The 16,961-nt window shown below is 63.9% G+C and carries 17 protein-coding genes; 6 read left to right on the top strand and 11 right to left on the bottom strand.

From position 1 onward, the window contains the following. Position 1 precedes the first annotated feature (1 nt). From CCC_RS05630 to CCC_RS05585, 10 genes are all read right to left on the bottom strand, one after another. A complete protein-coding gene (locus CCC_RS05630) occupies positions 2 to 997 on the bottom strand; it encodes a type II secretion system F family protein (protein ID WP_009870589.1) in 996 nt (331 codons plus the stop codon). After that, a complete protein-coding gene (locus tag CCC_RS05625; RefSeq protein WP_009870588.1) occupies positions 990 to 2,384 on the bottom strand; it encodes a CpaF family protein in 1,395 nt (464 codons plus the stop codon). The genes CCC_RS05630 and CCC_RS05625 overlap by 8 nt, the downstream gene beginning before the upstream one ends. Before the next feature lie 3 nt (positions 2,385 to 2,387). Continuing rightward, a complete protein-coding gene (locus CCC_RS05620) occupies positions 2,388 to 3,578 on the bottom strand; it encodes an AAA family ATPase (RefSeq protein WP_009870587.1) in 1,191 nt (396 codons plus the stop codon). Between the two features lie 12 nt (positions 3,579 to 3,590). Further along, complete coding sequence (locus CCC_RS05615; RefSeq protein ID WP_009870586.1) at positions 3,591 to 4,274, bottom strand: CpaD family pilus assembly protein; 684 nt, start codon at positions 4,272 to 4,274, stop codon at positions 3,591 to 3,593. Between the two features lie 11 nt (positions 4,275 to 4,285). Beyond that, positions 4,286 to 5,776, bottom strand: coding sequence for a type II and III secretion system protein family protein (locus CCC_RS05610; protein ID WP_041040219.1), 1,491 nt, complete (start codon positions 5,774 to 5,776; stop codon positions 4,286 to 4,288). Further along, positions 5,773 to 6,690, bottom strand: a complete 918-nt coding sequence (cpaB, locus tag CCC_RS21065) for a Flp pilus assembly protein CpaB (RefSeq protein ID WP_052472947.1) — start codon at positions 6,688 to 6,690, stop codon at positions 5,773 to 5,775. The genes CCC_RS05610 and cpaB overlap by 4 nt, the downstream gene beginning before the upstream one ends. 19 nt (positions 6,691 to 6,709) lie before the next feature. Continuing rightward, entirely contained in the window at positions 6,710 to 7,192 is a 483-nt protein-coding gene (locus CCC_RS05600) for an A24 family peptidase (protein WP_009870583.1), read from the bottom strand. Between the two features lie 250 nt (positions 7,193 to 7,442). Continuing rightward, positions 7,443 to 7,616 carry a Flp family type IVb pilin gene (locus CCC_RS05595; protein WP_009870582.1) on the bottom strand — a complete coding sequence of 58 codons (174 nt, stop codon included), beginning with the start codon at positions 7,614 to 7,616 and terminating at the stop codon, positions 7,443 to 7,445. A 301-nt stretch (positions 7,617 to 7,917) separates the two neighbouring features. Beyond that, positions 7,918 to 8,091, bottom strand: coding sequence for a Flp family type IVb pilin (locus CCC_RS05590; RefSeq protein WP_009870581.1), 174 nt, complete (start codon positions 8,089 to 8,091; stop codon positions 7,918 to 7,920). A 209-nt stretch (positions 8,092 to 8,300) separates the two neighbouring features. Beyond that, on the bottom strand, positions 8,301 to 9,014 hold the full coding sequence (locus CCC_RS05585; protein ID WP_236686314.1) for a Crp/Fnr family transcriptional regulator: 714 nt from the start codon (positions 9,012 to 9,014) through the stop codon (positions 8,301 to 8,303). 553 nt (positions 9,015 to 9,567) lie between these two features. On the opposite strand from CCC_RS05585, the gene CCC_RS05580 reads away from it, so the two are divergent. Together CCC_RS05580 and CCC_RS05575 are read left to right on the top strand one after the other, a co-directional pair. After that, positions 9,568 to 10,044, top strand: coding sequence for a GAF domain-containing protein (locus tag CCC_RS05580; RefSeq protein ID WP_009870579.1), 477 nt, complete (start codon positions 9,568 to 9,570; stop codon positions 10,042 to 10,044). Between the two features lie 50 nt (positions 10,045 to 10,094). Next, positions 10,095 to 10,532 (top strand): gamma-glutamylcyclotransferase family protein, encoded by a 438-nt coding sequence (locus CCC_RS05575; protein WP_236686313.1) that lies wholly within the window; start codon positions 10,095 to 10,097, stop codon positions 10,530 to 10,532. Between the two features lie 23 nt (positions 10,533 to 10,555). On the opposite strand, the gene CCC_RS05570 is transcribed toward CCC_RS05575, so the two are convergent. After that, a complete protein-coding gene (locus tag CCC_RS05570; protein ID WP_041040217.1) occupies positions 10,556 to 11,857 on the bottom strand; it encodes a D-alanyl-D-alanine carboxypeptidase in 1,302 nt (433 codons plus the stop codon). A gap of 157 nt (positions 11,858 to 12,014) precedes the next feature. Between CCC_RS05570 and CCC_RS05565 the strand changes: the two genes are divergently transcribed. The 4 genes from CCC_RS05565 to clpS all read left to right on the top strand — a co-directional run bounded on the left by CCC_RS05565 (position 12,015) and on the right by clpS (position 16,949). Next, on the top strand, positions 12,015 to 12,689 hold the full coding sequence (locus CCC_RS05565) for a hypothetical protein (protein ID WP_041040283.1): 675 nt from the start codon (positions 12,015 to 12,017) through the stop codon (positions 12,687 to 12,689). Positions 12,690 to 12,915: 226 nt separating this feature from the next. Further along, positions 12,916 to 15,342, top strand: coding sequence for a bacteriohemerythrin (locus CCC_RS05560; RefSeq protein ID WP_009870575.1), 2,427 nt, complete (start codon positions 12,916 to 12,918; stop codon positions 15,340 to 15,342). A 152-nt stretch (positions 15,343 to 15,494) separates the two neighbouring features. Then, complete coding sequence (phaP, locus tag CCC_RS21060) at positions 15,495 to 16,457, top strand: phasin family protein (protein ID WP_052472946.1); 963 nt, start codon at positions 15,495 to 15,497, stop codon at positions 16,455 to 16,457. Between the two features lie 159 nt (positions 16,458 to 16,616). Next, complete coding sequence (gene clpS, locus CCC_RS05550) at positions 16,617 to 16,949, top strand: ATP-dependent Clp protease adapter ClpS (protein ID WP_009870572.1); 333 nt, start codon at positions 16,617 to 16,619, stop codon at positions 16,947 to 16,949. Positions 16,950 to 16,961: the final 12 nt, after the last annotated feature.

Raw genomic sequence — 16,961 nt, 5'->3', positions numbered from 1 at the left:
CTCAGATATCGAAGTTGATCATGCCGCGCATGACCATCACCCCGGCCGCCTCGGTCAGGATGCCGATGGCCAGCAGCAGATTGCCGGGCTCGGTGGTGAACAGCACGCCGATATACTGGGGCGCCAGCATGCCCAGCATGGCCACCACCAGCAGGGGCAGGGAACCGATGATGGCGGCCGAGGCGCGGGCCTCGGCGGCATAGGACAGGACCTTGTCGCGCATGCGCTTGCGGGCGCGCAACACCTCGGACAGCTTGGCCAGGGTCTCGGCCAGATTCCCGCCTGTCTGTTGCTGGATGGCCAGGACGATGGCGAAATAGCGCATCTCGGCCATGGGCATGCGTTCCACCGCGCGGGTCATGGCTTCGTGCAAGGTGAGGCCGATACGGGTGCCCTCGGTGATCTGGCGGAACTCGGCCCCCACCGGATCGGGCATTTCCCGGCCGATGATGGCGATGCACTCGCCCAAGGGCAGGCCCGAGCGGATGCCGCGCACCACCACGTCCAGGGCATCGGCGAACTGGGCGGTAAAGGCCTTGAGGCGCTTGCCCGCCGCCACGCCCAAAACCAGCTTGGGCACGCCGACCCCCAGGCAAAGCGCGGCCAGCCCGCTCCACACCATGGCCAGCCCCAAGACCTGGCCCAGGGCGAAGACCGCCAGGGTGAGGCCACCGGACCCGGCCAGATAGTGCCAGACTTCCAGGTTCCAACCCGCCTGCAGCAATTGTTCGCGCAGACGCCAGCCGAAATTGCGCGCCCTGGCGCCTTCCACCGCCTTGAGGCGGGCCTGCACCGATTTACGCTGGGGCATGCGCCCGGCCAGCCGCCGCTCGGCCCCGTGGGAGCCACCCGCCACGGCGGCGAGGCGGCGCTTGAGACGGGCGCGCGGCCCATGGAGCAGCGTGAACAGGGACCAGCCCAGCACCGCCAGGGTGACCAGCATCACCGCCACCAGGACGGCAATCTCGGCGGGCATGCGTTCGAGGAGATCAAACATGGGTCTCACCCAGGGCCTCGGCCAGATCGCGCTCCAGCCCATAATAGCGGGCGCGGTCCCAGAAGGCCGGACGAAGGCCGGTGGGACGGTGACGGCCCAGGATGCGGCCCCGGCTATCCTCGCCCTCGAACTCGAAGACATAGAGATCCTGAAGGGTGATGACCTCGCCCTCCATGCCCACCACTTCGGTGATATGGGTGATCTTGCGCGAACCGTCCCTGAGACGCGATGCCTGGACGATCAGGTTGATGGCCGCCGAGATCTGCTCGCGCACCGCCTTGGCGGGCAGGGAATAGCCGCCCATGGCCACCATGTTCTCGACGCGCGACAAGGCGTCCCTGGGCGTGTTGGCGTGGATGGTTCCCATGGAGCCGTCATGGCCGGTATTCATGGCCTGGAGCAGGTCGAAGGCCTCGGGCCCGCGCACCTCGCCCACGATGATGCGTTCGGGCCGCATGCGCAGGCAGTTCTTCACCAGATCGCGCATGGTGATGGCGCCGGTGCCTTCCAGGTTGGGCGGCCGGGTTTCCAGGCGCACCACATGGGGCTGCTGCAATTGCAGCTCGGCGGCATCCTCGCAGGTGACGATGCGCTCGGTCTGGTCGATATAGCGGGTCATGCAGTTGAGCAGCGTGGTCTTGCCCGAACCGGTGCCGCCCGAGATCAGGATGTTGAGCCGCGATGCCGACGCGATCTGCAGCACGCGGGCGGCGGGCGCGGAGACCGAGCCGAACTCCACCAGCTTTTCCAGGGTCAGCTTTTCGCGCTTGAACTTGCGGATGGTCAGAGTCGGCCCGTCGATGGCCAGCGGCGGCACGATGACGTTGACGCGCGAGCCATCCATCAGGCGGGCGTCGCAGATGGGGCTGGCCTCGTCCACCCGGCGGCCCACCGCCGCGACGATGCGCTGGCAGATATTCATCAGCTGGGCGTTATCGCGGAACTTGATATCGGTCAGCTCGATGCGCCCTTCGGTCTCTATATAGACCTTGTCGGCACCGTTCACCATGATGTCGGCGATGTCGTCGCGGGCGATCAGGGGTTCCAAGGGCCCCAGGCCCAGCACATCGTTGCAGATGTCGCCGATCACCACCTGCTGCTCGGCCGCCGAGATCACCAGATTGCGCATGGAGATGATCTCGGCGACGATATCCGAGATTTCCTCGCGCACCTGGGCCGGTTCCAGCTTGCCCAGCTCGGTGGGGTCCACCGAATCGATCAGATCGTTGAAGATGGCGATCTTGATGTCGGAAAGCCGCTGATCCAACTCGGCCGTCCGCCCCGAAGACGGAGATGCCGGTGCCGATACCGGACCGGCAGCGGGCTTGGCCGCCTCCTTGGGCGGCGGCGCGGTCTTTTCCGGCGGCTGGGCGCGGCGCCCGAACATGGCCTATCTCCTCAGCCAGTCCAGGAGGGAGCGGGACTTGGCCGGTTTGCGCGCCACCACCGGGGCCTTGCCACTCAGAGTGACGGCCAGTTGCCCCAGGGACTGGACGATCTTGTGGTTGGCCGCCACCTCTCCCAGCATGCGCGCCTCGGTGGCCGCCTCGCCGAACAGGGCGGGGTCGGACGGAATGACCAGATCGGGCGTCATCTTCAGGGTCTCGGCGAAGTCCTTGGCCGATAGCTGCGCCTTGCGGCCGGTCTCGGCCCGGTTCAGCACCAGGCGCAGCGGAGCCATGCCCTGACGGCGCGGCGACAGCAGGTCCACCAGGGTCTTGGTATCGCGCAGGGAGGCGAAATCGGCGATGGCGGTAACCACCACTTCGTCGGCCCCGGCCAGCAAAGCCTCGCTCCATTCCGCCCAGACATGGGGGATGTCCAGCACCACCAGGGCCGCCATGCGCGACGCCAGATCCACAAGATGCTCCAGGGGCTCCAAAGTGGTGACGCCGTGGCCGCGCCCATCGCCGGGAGCCGCAAGGATCTGCAGATGGTCGTCGTATTCGGCCATGCAGCGATCCACCAGAACCTCGTCCAGGCGCTCCGGGTTGGCCAGCACATCGGCGATGCTTTGCTTGGCCTCCAGATTGAAGGCCAGGACGGAGGTGCCGAAGGCGATGTCGAGATCGATGAGGATGACCTTCTCGGCCAGATGCCGCGCCGCCGCCCAAGCCAGATTCTGGGCCAGAGTGGACGAGCCGGTGCCGCCCCTGGCCCCCCAGCAGGCCACCACGCGGGCCCTGGGCGCCGAAGCCGGGTCGGCGAACAGACCGGCAAGGGAGTCCACCAGTTGCCGCGCCCCGGCCGGGGCGGGAAGATAATCGGCAACCCCCTTGGCCATCAGTTCGCGGTAAAGACGGATATCGTTGACCGGACCGATCACCACCACCTTGGTGCCGGAAACACAGACCTCGGCCAGTTGATCGAGACGCGACCGCAATTGGGTGGGATCGCTTTCCTCCACCACCAGGACCTGGGGCGTGGGCAGATCGGCGTAATGAGTGATGGCCGCCGCCAGCCCGCCCTCCATCAGACCGAGGCGCGACTTGGCCAACTGCCGGTCGGTGCAGGCATTGCGCAGGGCTTCGGCGGTCTCGGCCCCGCAACAGAAGGCCTCGATGGTCAGGCGAAAGACCATTTGTGCCTCCTTCTATTTCGCGCCGCTCGAACCCACCGCCGAGGTGGATCCGGCGGTGATGGGTTCGCGGGCGGAACTGGTGGCCTCGCCCTTGCCATACTTTTCCAGCACGTCATTGGCGCGGTTCGCATCGCGGCCCGACGTGTCGCGGGCCCGGACCAGATCGGCGGGATTTTGCACCATCAACGCCTTGTTGCGCTGGATGGAGCAGCCCCAGTTGCTGTGCGGCGCATTGGCGTAATCGGGATTGAGGCCGCGATCGAAGGTGCCGCATTCCGGGGCCTTGGCCTCCCAGACCGGCACGCGGACCTGGGCGAGACCCGGCTGAGGCACCGCATCGGCACCACCGGCCACCGCCACCACGACAGGCCCGACGCCCCAGGCCCGCATGGTGTCGGACAGGGTCTGGGCGAAGGCCTGGGCGTCGGCTTCCTCGCCCGTCCGTGCCCCGACCGTGATCTGGATGGGGCCAGCGCCGCGCCTCAGCGATTCCTCGGCCAGACGGCCCAGGCGGTCGCGGTCAATGTCGGATAGGGGCGCGCCCGGCGCCGGGCGGGCAAACAGGGCCACCGCCGCCTTCTCCTCCACGGCGATGGGATGGGAGAGGCGATAATCATGCTCGGCCAGATCAGCCTCGCAGCCCGCCAGCACAGGCATCAGGACCAGGGTGGCGAGGATGGCGCGGAACGGAGTCATGGCGATCCTCCTCACTGGACGATATGGCCGTAGGGGCCTTGCAGGGAAGGCGGCGTGGCGGGCAGTTCGCGCGAGCGCTTGGTATAGGTATCCTGCAGCCGCCCCAACAAAAAGCGCTTCAGATCGGAACTGGGCGCGAAGCCGTCATTGGGCGTGCCCAGAACCGGCTGTTCCACCGGACGGACCACATAGGCCGACAGGATCACCACCAGTTCGGTCTCGTTGCGCTGAAAAGCGTTGGAGCGAAACAGCAAGCCTAGCACCGGCAGGTCCATCAGGCCCGGCAGGCCGGTGATATTGCTGGTGATGTCGTTTTGCAGCAAACCGGCGATCATGATGGAGCCGCCCGAGGGCAGTTCCACCGTGGATCCGGCGCGGCGGACCTTGAAGGCGGGCACCGAGATGCTCGACGAGATGGCGGTCTTGTTGTTGTTGTCGATGGCGCTGACTTCGGTGCTCATCTTGAGGCTGAGACGGCCGGGGTCCAGCACGGTGGGCGTGAAGGACAGCAGCACGCCATAGGGCTTGAACTCGACACTGACCGCGCCGTTGGTCTGGGAGATGGGAATGGGCAGTTCGCCGCCCGCCAGCATGGTGGCGGTCTCGCCCGACACCGCGGTCAGATTGGGCTCCACCAGGGTGCGGATCAGCCCCTGATTCTCAAGGATGTTGAGATTTGCCGCCAGGGCGCCGATGCCGGTGATGGTGGCGGTGCCGAAGATGGCGGTGGAAGACGAATCAATCAGGCCCACCGTGGAACTGGTCTTGGATCCCGAGCCCAGGACCGAACTGCCGATCAGGGGAATGCCCTTATTGGCGGTCAGGCCGAAGCCCAGTTCCTTGAGAACGGTGCGCTGGATCTCCGCCACCTTGACGTGGAGCAGTACCTGCTGCTCGTTGACCACCCGCAAGAGATTGACCAGCTTTGCGTCCTCGGCCACGAAACGCCTGGCCAGCATCTTGGCGTCTCGCGCCGCCGCGTCGTTCTTGACCGAACCCGACAGATACAGGCTGTCGGCCACGGCCTCCACGTTGATGGCGCGCTCGTCGGGCAGGACGGCGCGCAAGGCGTCCCGAACCGCCTGGGAATCGATGGACACATTGAGATCGATGCGCCGCATGACGCGGCCCGCGCGATCGACCAGAAAGACATTGGTCTGCCCCACCGCCCGGCCAGTGATATGCACCAGATTGGGGCTGCGCACCATCACATCGGCGATGTCGGAATTGCCGATCACCACCTCCCTGACGGCACCGGGCAGGGTCAGATCCACGCTTTTGCCCACGGGAACCTGCATGGATTCGGCGGATGCGGCCGTGGCGCCCAGCAGGGATCGGGGGGTGCCAGCGCGCTGCGCCTGTCCCGGCCCGGACGGAGCCCCCAGGGTGATCACCATGGCGCGCGGGGCCGAATGGGGCGGCGGAGGCTCTTCGCTTTGCGCCCAGGCGGGCATGGCGAGAAGAATCGCCAGAATGGCTGCCGGAATAAAACGCCCCCTCATCGCCCCGCCCCTTCCCCACTGACCTGGCCGCCCCGATTGACCCGAACCGGGGACGAAGCCTTGGTGCCCTTTTTCTTGGCCGCGAAGCCGACCGAGGCCTGCAGGGCCTTGCCCGCTTCAAGATCGGCGGTAAAGTCCAGCATCTCGCCCGGCTGCGGGGCGACCGCCGGGCCATCGCCCTGTTGCGGGCGCAGCGACAATTGCAGCATCCCCATGGTTTCCGCCAGAACCAGAATTTCCGCCTGTTTCGGCGTCACTTCCAGCGTGGCGGTCTTGCCCTGGATGGCCGCGCCGTCGCGGCCACGCGTGATCTGCTGGTCGATGGCCAGCACCCTGATATCGGAGAGCACCGTCTCGGCCCCGAAGCGGACCAGCAATGTCTCGCCACCGAAGCGCCCTTCTTCCTGCTTGCTCTCGCGGCCCTGGGCGTCCTCGATCTTCTTGAGGTCGGTCAACATGACCACATCCACCCGATCACCCGGTGTAATGAAGCCCGACACCGCCGTGGGATTGGTGATGGTGATGGAAATGGCGCGCTTGCCCGGCCCCAGCAATCCGGCCAGCACGCCGGAACTGTCGGGCTTGAAGGTGGTGGCGGCCGAAACCGGCTCGCCCTCGGTCAGGGCGCGACGCGCGATCATGCCGACAAAGGCGGCCTTGGCATCCTCGCCCGGCCTGCGCACCACCAGACGGGCGGTGGCGGCGGAACGGGGCCAGCTTTCATAGCGCAGATCATCGACGGACAGCGCCGCGCCGGAGGGAACATCACGATTGATCACCAGAACCTCGACCACCGGCGCGTCATCGGCCTTGGCATGACGGCTTTCCTGACGGTCGAGCCAGGCATTGGCCAGCATGCCGGTTCCACCCGCCGCCAGGGCGGCCACGACGACGATGATGACGATGGGACGCATGACCTTCCCCCTCCGGCGCTCAGCCGGTCAACCGGGGCAGCAGCGCGACCGCCGCCCAGTCTAAACCACCTGCGGCGATGGCGATACCATAGGGTATATGACCCCGCATGACCGGATGCGGGCCACCGGCCTCGGCGCGACGGACCACAAGGGCGGCCAAGGCCACTAGGCCGCCAGCCACCGCCATGATCAGAAGAAAGCGCGGCAGGTCCGAGGGACCGACCCACAGCACCACGGCGGGAACCAGCTTGGCGTCGCCACCGCCCCACAGACCCAGGCTGAACAGGATCGCGGCGGCCACGAAGCACAGCACGCCGGTGCCGAGATGGGCCAGCCATTGCCCGCCGTCATAACCGGCGCACAATGCCCAAGGCACGAAGGCCGCCAGAATGGTCAGAGGAACCCGGTTGCGGATGCGCAACGAGCGCAAGTCCCCCCAGGCCGCGTCCAGCAAGGCCGCGACAAAAACCATGGCCGATAGGATCAAGATGATATGGCCCATTCCCGCCTCCTGGAACCGGCCCCTCCTTGAGGAGAGATTTCACGGCCCGTTCCCACTATTTTCCCAAGGAAAAATCTACAACTTCACGCCCTTTATGACTGTGACAACATGCACAGATACTATGACTCTATTATTTGTCAATCCGCGCCACTGCCTATGGATTCCACGAAACAAGGCGCCCCTATCCGAGAGGCGCCTTGTTTCTTCCCGCTTGCGCGCTGGGGCGCCGCCGAAGCGGCGCGCCGGGCAGCTACATATTGCCGGAGATTGTCGTGAACAGGGTGGACAGCTTGGGCCCAAGCACCAGCATACCGGGGATGGCGACCACGGAGATCAGGGCGGCGATCAGGCCGTATTCGATGGCGGTAGCGCCCTGCTCGTCACGAGCCATCTTGGCGATCATGGTGCGGATCGAAGTAAACATTTGTCGTCTCCTTAATTTAGTCGGCGGGACTATCGACATCCGCCTTCATTTTCACTCGAGATTTCCAGGCCAAGACTGCATCTTGTTTTCCCGCCCTCTGTCTCGTTGAAGCAAATATGGCATATTATGCTCATGCTATCTGTGGCGAAATACACATAGACGTAAGTTTTAACTATGGATATTGCTTAAATTTTTATACAACTCCGCTCCGTTCAATAAGAAAGGCGCCCCTCGGTCCGAGAGGCGCCTTGTTTCTTCCAGCCTGTGTGCTGGGGCGCCGCCGATGCGGCGCGGCAACCAGCTAGAATTTGCCGGAGATGGTCGTGAACAGGGTGGACAGCTTGGGCCCAAGCACCAGCATGCCGGGGATGGCGACCACGGAGATCAGGGCGGCGATCAAACCGTATTCGATGGCGGTGGCGCCCTGCTCGTCACGGGTCATCTTGGTGATCATGGTGCGGATCGAAGTAAACATTTTGTATCTCCTCAGTTTATGTGGCGAAAACATCGACAATTGTCTCCGCTTCCGTTCGAGAGCTTCAGGCCCAGGTTGATTTCTGCTTCCCGCCCTCTGTCTCGTTGAAACCAATTTGACACAACATACCAATGCCATCTGTGAATAGCCGCACAGAGACCAAAGTTTTATTGTTGCAGATTTGTTCAAATTTTAGGTAATTTCGCCCATCACGCCGCGCCGCGCGATGCCGCCATCAATTGCAGGCGGGCAAGATCGCAAATGACCAGCCCCATGGAGCGGCGGCGAACCACGCCTTCGCGGGCCAGTTCACCGATGGCTTGGGCCACCTTTTCGCGGGTCGTCCCGGCCCAGGCGGCGATTTCCTTGTGATTGGGCAGATCGGCGATCTGCCATGAATCGGGCCTGGCGGGATCGGGCTGGGCCAGACGGAGGATTTCACCCCAGACGCGCTGGCTCTCGTTCTGGGTGGAAAGTTGCGCCACCCGGCTATCCAGGCTGCGCACGATGCGAGTCAGGCGTTCGACCACTTTGATGGCGATTGCGGGGTATTGCCGCATCAGATCGAGGAAAGCGCCCCCCTCCAGGGAGGCCAGCAGCGAATCCTTGGTGGCGACCACCCGGGCCGACCGCTTCATGCCGTCGATGGCGGCCAGTTCCCCGAAATAATTGCCGCCGATAACGTCGGCCAGGGCGACTTCGCGCTCGTCGGCGCCGGTGGTCAGGATGCGCACCGCGCCCTCCACCACGAAATAGACTTCCAGTGTGTCGCTGTCCTTGTCGAAGATCTGACTGCCCGACGGCACGCGCGACCAGTTGCACCGCGCCTCGATGTCGCTGAGGGCGGCCTCGTCCATGTCGGAAAAAAGGGAAACGCGGGCCAAGCCGCCGTCGATCACGTCCATGTCTTGCGAACCCGTCAACAAGGCCCATCCCCACCCGGAGTATCCGTCCGCCCCCGGCTCTTTTCAATACGGCCTTGGCCCCACAAGCTTCGGGACGAGGCGGTTTGGACGAGTGCGAACCATATCGTCATATTTGGTCGCCAATAAGTACAATCTCGCTATTCCATCCTCCGCCTTCCACCTCATACCATAGGATAGGTCGAACGCTGGAAACGGGGGGTACCATGAATAATGACCTGCGCCATTGCCTGCCGACTCGAATTCAAACCATCATCGGAATCATGAACTCTCATGCGGGTTCCGAGTCCGTGGCGCCGCTGATCGAGGATGGCTGCCGTTGCGCCGATAGCCGTCCGTGCATTCTCTGGCACGCATGCAAAAGTATACATCGCGCCTTTGATCCGGAAATTCGGGGCCATGCTTAGTTCATACTAAATCATCAACTTATGTAAAAAGTCGTGCCTTCCCCTGATGGATTCCCACGGGGTAGAATCGACTTATGAATGCAAGCTCTGCTCAGGCCAGTCTCCACCCCGCTCTATCGCCGATGTCGGCGGGACTTACCGTGTCCATGGAGTCCATGGTGGCTTGGCTGCAAGAGCCAGCCCGGCGACTTCACGCCATGATCCGGGAAGTTCCGGGCCTTGCCTCCCTGCACCACCTGTCCCTTTCGGTCTATTGCGCCCAGCATGACACCCTATGGGCCTTTCCCTGTAATTCCGACGATAAAGGCCCCCCTGAAATCACCGAGATCAGGATGACCGACGTTCCGTCGCTGGTCCTGCTGGCCGACGAAACCACACCCCGGATCGTTGCCGACATGGCCGCCTTCGGGGGAGAGGGCCGATACCACACCAGCAAGGCGCGAGCCTCCGAAAGCCGCTCCTGCATGACCGCGCCCATCAATATCGAAGGGCGTTTTCTCGGCTTCGTCACCTACGGCGCCGCGGTTCCCAATTTCTTCTCCTCGGCGGCGCAGGACACTCTGCGGACCTTCACCGAAGCTTTTGGCATACTCATCGAACGGTCCAGCCAGCTTTCCGACTGAGCCCGGCGGCGCTATCCTTGGGGGGCATCACCTTCCCGGAGACAGCCGCGGTGCCCCAAGACGACCTGCCCATGTTCTTTTTCGGAACCCTGATGGACGGGGATGTGCTTGCGGTCGTCCTGGGCCATCCGTGCGCGCCGCAAGCCCAGGAGCCCGCCCGTCTGTCGGGATGGCGCCGGGTAACCATCGCCGGACGCAGCTATCCCATGCTGATCCCCCACGCCACCGGGGTGGTCGAAGGCATCCTGGTCAGCGGACTGGATGAGACGGATCGCGACCGGCTCAGCTATTACGAAGGCCCCGAATACAGGATCGGACTTTTGCCGGTGCGCTTAAAGGATGGCCGCGAGGTGACGGCCGAGGCCTATCTCGGCAAGCCTGAGGTAAACGCCAGCCGGGAGGAGTGGCGTCTGGACACCTGGCGCCTGCGCCACAAACGCGCCGCCCTGACCCGTATCGGCGCCTTGATGGCGGGATGGCGGGATTAGCGGGATGGCGGGATTAGACGGAATCAGGCGTTGGGATTGACCGGCTTGCAGGACTTGCCCGCCCGACCCAGACGCTTGCAGGCGGCGCGGGCCTGATCCTCGGTAAAGCCGGAAATGCGGGCGCGGAAGAGGGCCTTCTTGCCCTTACCCGCCTTGTCGATATCGATGGAAGCCTTCGAGACCAGCCCGCCCAGCTTCTTGGCGGCATCGCTGGCCGCCTTGTGGGCCGGGCGATATTCGCTGAAGGCGCCCACCTGGATGGCCCAGGCCGCCGGATCGGCATCGCCCACCGCGTCGTCGTCGTCGTCATCGTCATTGGCGGCGCGTGACGGCGCGCGCATGGCGATTTTCTTGGAGGATGCAGGCTTGGGCTTGACGAGGACGGGGGCCTTGGCGGGCGCCTTGGCCGCCTGGGCGGCGGCTTCCAGATCGTCCAGATCGGGCAGATCGTCGTTGCTTTCGGCCTCTGTCTCGGCCGACGCCATCTCGACGCCGCCGCCGCGGCGCAGCTTGGCAAAGCCCTTGTCCAGCAGCTGCGCCATATGATTGTCGCGCGACGTGGCGGTGGCGCCGCCGAACACCACGCCGATGATGCGCTGGTCGCCGCGCTTGGCCGACGAGATGAGATTGAAGCCCGAGGCGTGGATATAGCCGGTCTTGATGCCGTCGGCGCCCTGATAGCGCAGCATCAGCCGGTTATGGGTATTGATGGGCTGACCCTCATAGACGAACTGGCGGGTGGAAAAGTATTTGTAATAGCCGGGATGGCTGCGGATCAGGGCGCGGGCCAGAATGGCCTGATCGCGCACCGTCGAGACCTGCCCCGTATCGGGCAGGCCCGATGCATTGCGGTAGACCGTGTTACGCATGCCGAGCGCCTGGGCCTTGCGGGTCATCATTTGGGCGAATTTGGACTCGGTGCCGCCCACGCCTTCGGCTGCCACGACGGCGGCGTCATTGGCGGATTTGGTGACCAGGGCCAAAATCAGGTTTTCCACGGAAATGGTCTCACCCGGCTCCAGACCCAGTTTTGACGGAGACTGGGCGGCGGCATGGGCCGAGGCGGTGAACTTGGAGTCCATCCTGATCCGCCCCGAATCCAACTCGTCGAACAGCAAGAACAGCGTCATCACCTTGGTCAGGGACGCGGGATAGGATCTGGCGTCGGGATTGGCCGCATGCAGGACCGAACCGGTTTGCGCATCGATGACGATGGAGGCATAACGCCCGGCCTGGGCAGGCTGGACCGCCAGGACAAAGGCGGCGGCCAGGGCGGCGGCCAACAGGCGAAGGCGATTCGGGAATCCAGTGCGGCTCAGGTGCAACGTCTCGACCTTCCGTTCTGCGACTGAGTTGGTTTAGGGTAACGCGCAAACCTTAAAGATTTTGCGAATCGGTGTAAAGCTTCGCGAAAGGCCCGATTCCCGCCATATTTTCCTGCGCATTTATCCAATGCCCCAACCCCATGCCAAGGCAAATACCATGCCCCGTCGCCTCGCCCTTCCCGTGATCTCCGCTTCTCTCGCTCTGCTGGCGGGCTGCGCCTATAGCGGCGACGATATCGGCAACCCCATCTATCGCAAGGCCCAGTGGTACTCCTTCGTGGAAGGCAGCGATATCGCGGGCGCCTGCGCCGCCGGGGCGCCCGAACGCTTCCGCCTGGTCTATAACGGCCTGTGGGACCAGCAGGTCCGCGTCTATGAATGGGATTCCCCGGCCAAAACCCTGAAGATCACCACCATCCGCAGCGGCAATGTGGCCACCATGGACCTGTGGGATCCCCTGTCGCCCTGGCGCGCCGACTCGGCCACGGTTTCCCTGGATCAGGTCGCCTATGCCGGACTGGCCGACGCCCTGGACCGGTCGGGTGCGTTCGGACCGCCCGCTGTCGGACTGCAATTGCCGTCCCATTCCTATTATTGGACCGCCGCCTCGTGCCGCCAGGGCAAATACAGTTTCACTGCCTGGGCCTATCCCTCGAGCGCCTATGATGCGGCCCGCTTTCCCGCCGCCCTGGCCGCCCTCGATCCCGGCCGGGAGGCCATCGTCACCCCCGGCCCGGTTCCCGTCGATCCTTTCCGCGAATACGACCTCAAACGTGGGGCGGTGGCCGAGTTCACCCTGAAGGTCGGTCCATCGGGCCTGGCTTCTTGGTAGAACACCGACGCACAGACATCAACCCGAGGTAAAACGGCCAGAAATTAGGGCCGTTTTACCTGTTCCGTCAGCAAAGTAGCATTCCAAATCGTCACATTCACAATATTGATACTTTTGCATATATAGTTTTAGGTACCCTTTCCAAGGGGTGGTTTTGACATACTCCTTGGTCGTATGGCGTTTGGGGCGGTAGAAAGCCGCATGCCGTCTGTTAGGGGGGGGTACGATGACGATCTCGTTCACCGTCAAGAACCGCATTTATGGCGGCTTTCTAACCATTCTCGGCCTGCTGATCGCGATTGCGGTCGTGGTCGGGTTCGGCTTCATCGCCATCGAGACCAATATCGATCAGTACCAAAGGATCAACACCAACACGCTTCGGGTCCTGTCCATCGACCGCAACGTGGTTGGCCTGCGGCGCAATGTGCTGCTCTTTACCGGCAGCCTGGGCGACGAGAAGGCTTTGACCCGCGTGCGGGTGCTGCAATCTGAGCTTGCCAAGGATCTGGGCGAAGCCATCTCGGCCACGGCCAATCCCGAGCGAAAGGCTGCGCTCGAACGGATGAAGGCACTGGTGGACGGCTATAACGCCAATTTCGAGAAGGTCATCGCCCTGCGCGCCAAGCGCGACAAGATGCTGGACGAGCAGTTGGTTCCCTCGGGCGCCGCCATGCGCAGCCAACTGACCGGCCTCATGGACGCCGCCATGGCTGAAGGCGATTACACCACCGCCGCCCATACGGGCAAGGCGCAGGAGCAGTTGCTGCTGGCCCGGCTCAATGCCAACCGTTTCCTGGCAACCCCCCAAGCCCAGTTTGCCCAGGCCGCCAACGATCAGATCGCCGCCGCAGAAGCAGCGGTCAAGACTCTGGGAACCCAGGCCCGCGACGCGCGCACCCGCAAAGTGGTGGACAGCCTCTCTCAATCCCTGCCCGCCTACGCCTCCGTCTTCCGGCAATTGGTGGATGCCACCACCGCCATGGATCAGATCGTCACCAAGGACAACGCCGCCCTGGCCGCCGAATTCGCCGATCAGTCCACCAAGGTGAAAAACTCCCAGTTGGAGCGCTTAGCGAGCCTGGGCCAGGAAACCGGGGACACGATCAACGCCAAGGAACTTCAGTCCCGGATTCTGTCGGTATTGGCCGTGATTATCGGCCTGACCTTCGCCGTCCTGATCGCCCGCTCCATCCTGGGCCCCATCGACGCCATGACCGGGGTCATGGGGCAACTGGCCAGCAACAATCTCGATGTCGAGGTGCCCTTCGCCGGTCGGGCCGATGAGATCGGGGTCATGGCCAAGTCGGTGGCGCACTTCAAGGATCAACTGGTCCGCGTCCGTCAGTTGGAAGCCGAGCAGGAACGGCAGAAGAAGCAGGCCGAGGCCGACCGCCTGATGGCCATGCGCAAAATGGCCGACACCTTCGAAGACAGCGTCGGCAAGGTGATCGAGACCGTGACCTCGGCGGCCACCGAGCTTCAGGCGGCCTCGGGCCAGATGGCCGGAACGGCCACCGAGACCAGTTCCCAGGCCACCACCGTCGCCTCGGCCGCCCAGGAGGCCTCCACCAATGTGGAGACCGTCGCCGCCGCCACCGAGGAACTGGCCGCCTCCATCAACGAAATCGCCCATCAGGTGGAACGTTCCCAGGCCGTGGCAGAGCGCGCCCGCGAAGAGGCCGACCACACCACGCAACAGGTTCGGGCCCTGTCCGAGAATGTGGGGCGCATCGGCGAAATCGTCGATCTGATCAACGACATCGCGTCCCAGACCAATCTTCTGGCGCTCAACGCCACCATCGAGGCGGCCCGCGCGGGCGACGCTGGCAAAGGCTTCGCCGTCGTCGCCAACGAGGTGAAGAATCTGGCCAACCAGACCGCGCGCGCCACCAGCGAGATCGGCAGCCAGATCTCGGCGGTGCAGCAAAGCACCAGCGCCGCCGTCGCCGCCATCGACAGCATTTCCACGGTGATCGGCGAAATGGGCGAGATCAGCACCTCGGTGGCCTCCGCCGTCCAGGAGCAGACCGCCGCCACCGGCGAAATCGCCCGCAATGTGGAACAGGCCGCGGCCGGGACCTCGGAAGTGTCCAGCAATATCGTCTCGGTGGAGCAGGCCGCCCGAGAAACCGGACAGGCGGCGGAACAGATCAAGGAATCCTCGGGCGACCTGTCACGGCAAGCGGAGTTTCTCCGTCACGAAGTGGGCGTCTTCCTGGCCCAGGTCCGCTCGGACAAGAAAGACATGACTCTGCTTCATTGGGACGCCACGGCCGAAACCGGCGAAGCGACGGTGGACAAACATCACCGCGACCTGTTCGAACTGGTCAACAAGGCCTACCGTCAAATGATGAGCGGCGAGGGCAGTCAGATGGCCGTCCCCCTGCTGGCCGAGCTCGACCGCACCATGCGCAGCCATTTCACCGAGGAAGAAAGCCTGATGAGCCGCAGCGCCTATGCGGAGATCGAAACCCATCGCAGATCGCACCACGCCTTCTTCGAGCGGGTCGATCCCTTGCGCGCCGCCATTGCCGCGGGAAGCGCCGAGGCAGGGGGCGAGTTGTTCGATTATGTCGCTACCTGGCTGAGCCAGCACATCCGTAAGGACGACAAGGCCCTTGCCGCCTTTTTGGCGGAAAAGAAGGCCGCTTGAACATCTGAAAGCATAGCCGGTTAAGGATATGTTGCAGCGCAATATATCCTATTGACTCGCTGCTAGTCAGGCCTCACTATACGCCCCATGTTGCAATGCAGCATGGGGCGGTTTGCGCCCCTGCCGCTCACTCAAGACAGGGAATCCACATCATGACCACCACCACTAAGGCCAAGCCTGCCACTGCCAAGCCCGCCGCCAAGGCCGTCGCCGCCCCCGCTCCGGTGAAGGCGACCGCCGCCCCCGCCGTGGCCAAGGCCGTTGCCGCTCCCGCTCCGGTGAAGGCCGTTGCCGCCCCCGCTCCCGCTCCGGTCAAGGCCGTCGCCGCCCCCGCCCCGACCCCCATCGCCGCCGCCCATGCCGAGGCCGTCAAGACCATCGAAGAGGCGGTCACCGTCGGCAAGGAGACCATCCAGACCGTGGTGAAGGCTTCCGCCGACGCCGCCGTCAAGGGCTATGACAAGGCCGCCAAGGGCTATGACAAGGCCGTCGCCATCGGTAAGGAGCAGGTCGAGGCCGCCGTCGCCGTCTCCAAGGAGACCATCGAGACCGTGGTGAAGGCTTCCGCCGACGTGGCCGCCAAGGGTTACGACAAGGCCGTTGCGCTCGGCAAGGAGCAGGTCGATGTCGCCGTCGCCGCTTCCAAGGAGACCCTGGACAGCGTGGTGAAGGCCTCCTCCGAAGCCGCCGCCAAGGGCTACGACAAGGCCGTCGCCATCAGCAAGGAGCAGGTCGAGGCCGCCGTGAAGGCCCAGACCGCCGCCTATAAGGGCTACGAGGACGTTCTGTCCTTCGGCAAGGAGAATGTGGAAGCTTTCGTCAAGGCCGGCACCATCTTCGCCAAGGGCTTCCAGGACATCTCCAAGGCTTTCATCGGCCTGACCAAGTCTGGCATCGAAGAGCAGGTCGCCGCCTCCAAGACCCTGCTGTCGGCCAAGACCTTGAAGGAATACATCGACCTGCAGACCGACATCGCCAAGGCTGGCGTCGACAAGCTGGTTGTCGAGTCCACCCGTCTCACCGAGCAGTCGGTGAAGCTGGTCGAAGACGCCCTGGCCCCCATCAGCCAGCGCGTCAACGCCACCGTCGACAAGCTGGTGAAGAAGGCCGCCTAATTCGGCGACTTGATCTCTGTCAAGAGGCCCGGCGGCCAACCGCCGGGCCTTTTTTCGTGCCTGCATTCCCCTTATGCGGAAAAAGGGGCCTTTTCCCCGGCCATCCGCACCCAATATGATAGGGGTGTAAAGATGCAACCAAGGTCCAAGCACACAGGCATGAGCGAAAACGGCAACGACAAGCAGGGCGGCGACGACGGTCAAACGGGAGTGGTCATCAAGACCCGCCCGAAAACCAAGAAGCCGTCCATGTACAAGGTCCTGATGCTGAACGACGACTACACTCCCATGGAGTTCGTCGTGCATGTCCTCGAGCGCTTTTTCAACAAGAGCCGCGAGGACGCGACCCGCGTCATGCTCAATGTCCATACCCGCGGTGTCGGGATTTGCGGTGTTTACACATACGAGGTGGCGGAGACCAAGGTAACCCAGGTCATGGATCTGGCGCGCCAGAACCAACATCCGCTGCAGTGTACGATAGAAAAGGAATAGCTGGCCTCCCGC

The sequence above is a fragment of the Paramagnetospirillum magnetotacticum MS-1 genome (genome assembly GCF_000829825.1).
Classification (GTDB): domain Bacteria; phylum Pseudomonadota; class Alphaproteobacteria; order Rhodospirillales; family Magnetospirillaceae; genus Phaeospirillum; species Phaeospirillum magnetotacticum.
Note: the sequence above shows the minus strand (reverse complement) of the source record. Positions and strands in the feature narration are given on the sequence as shown.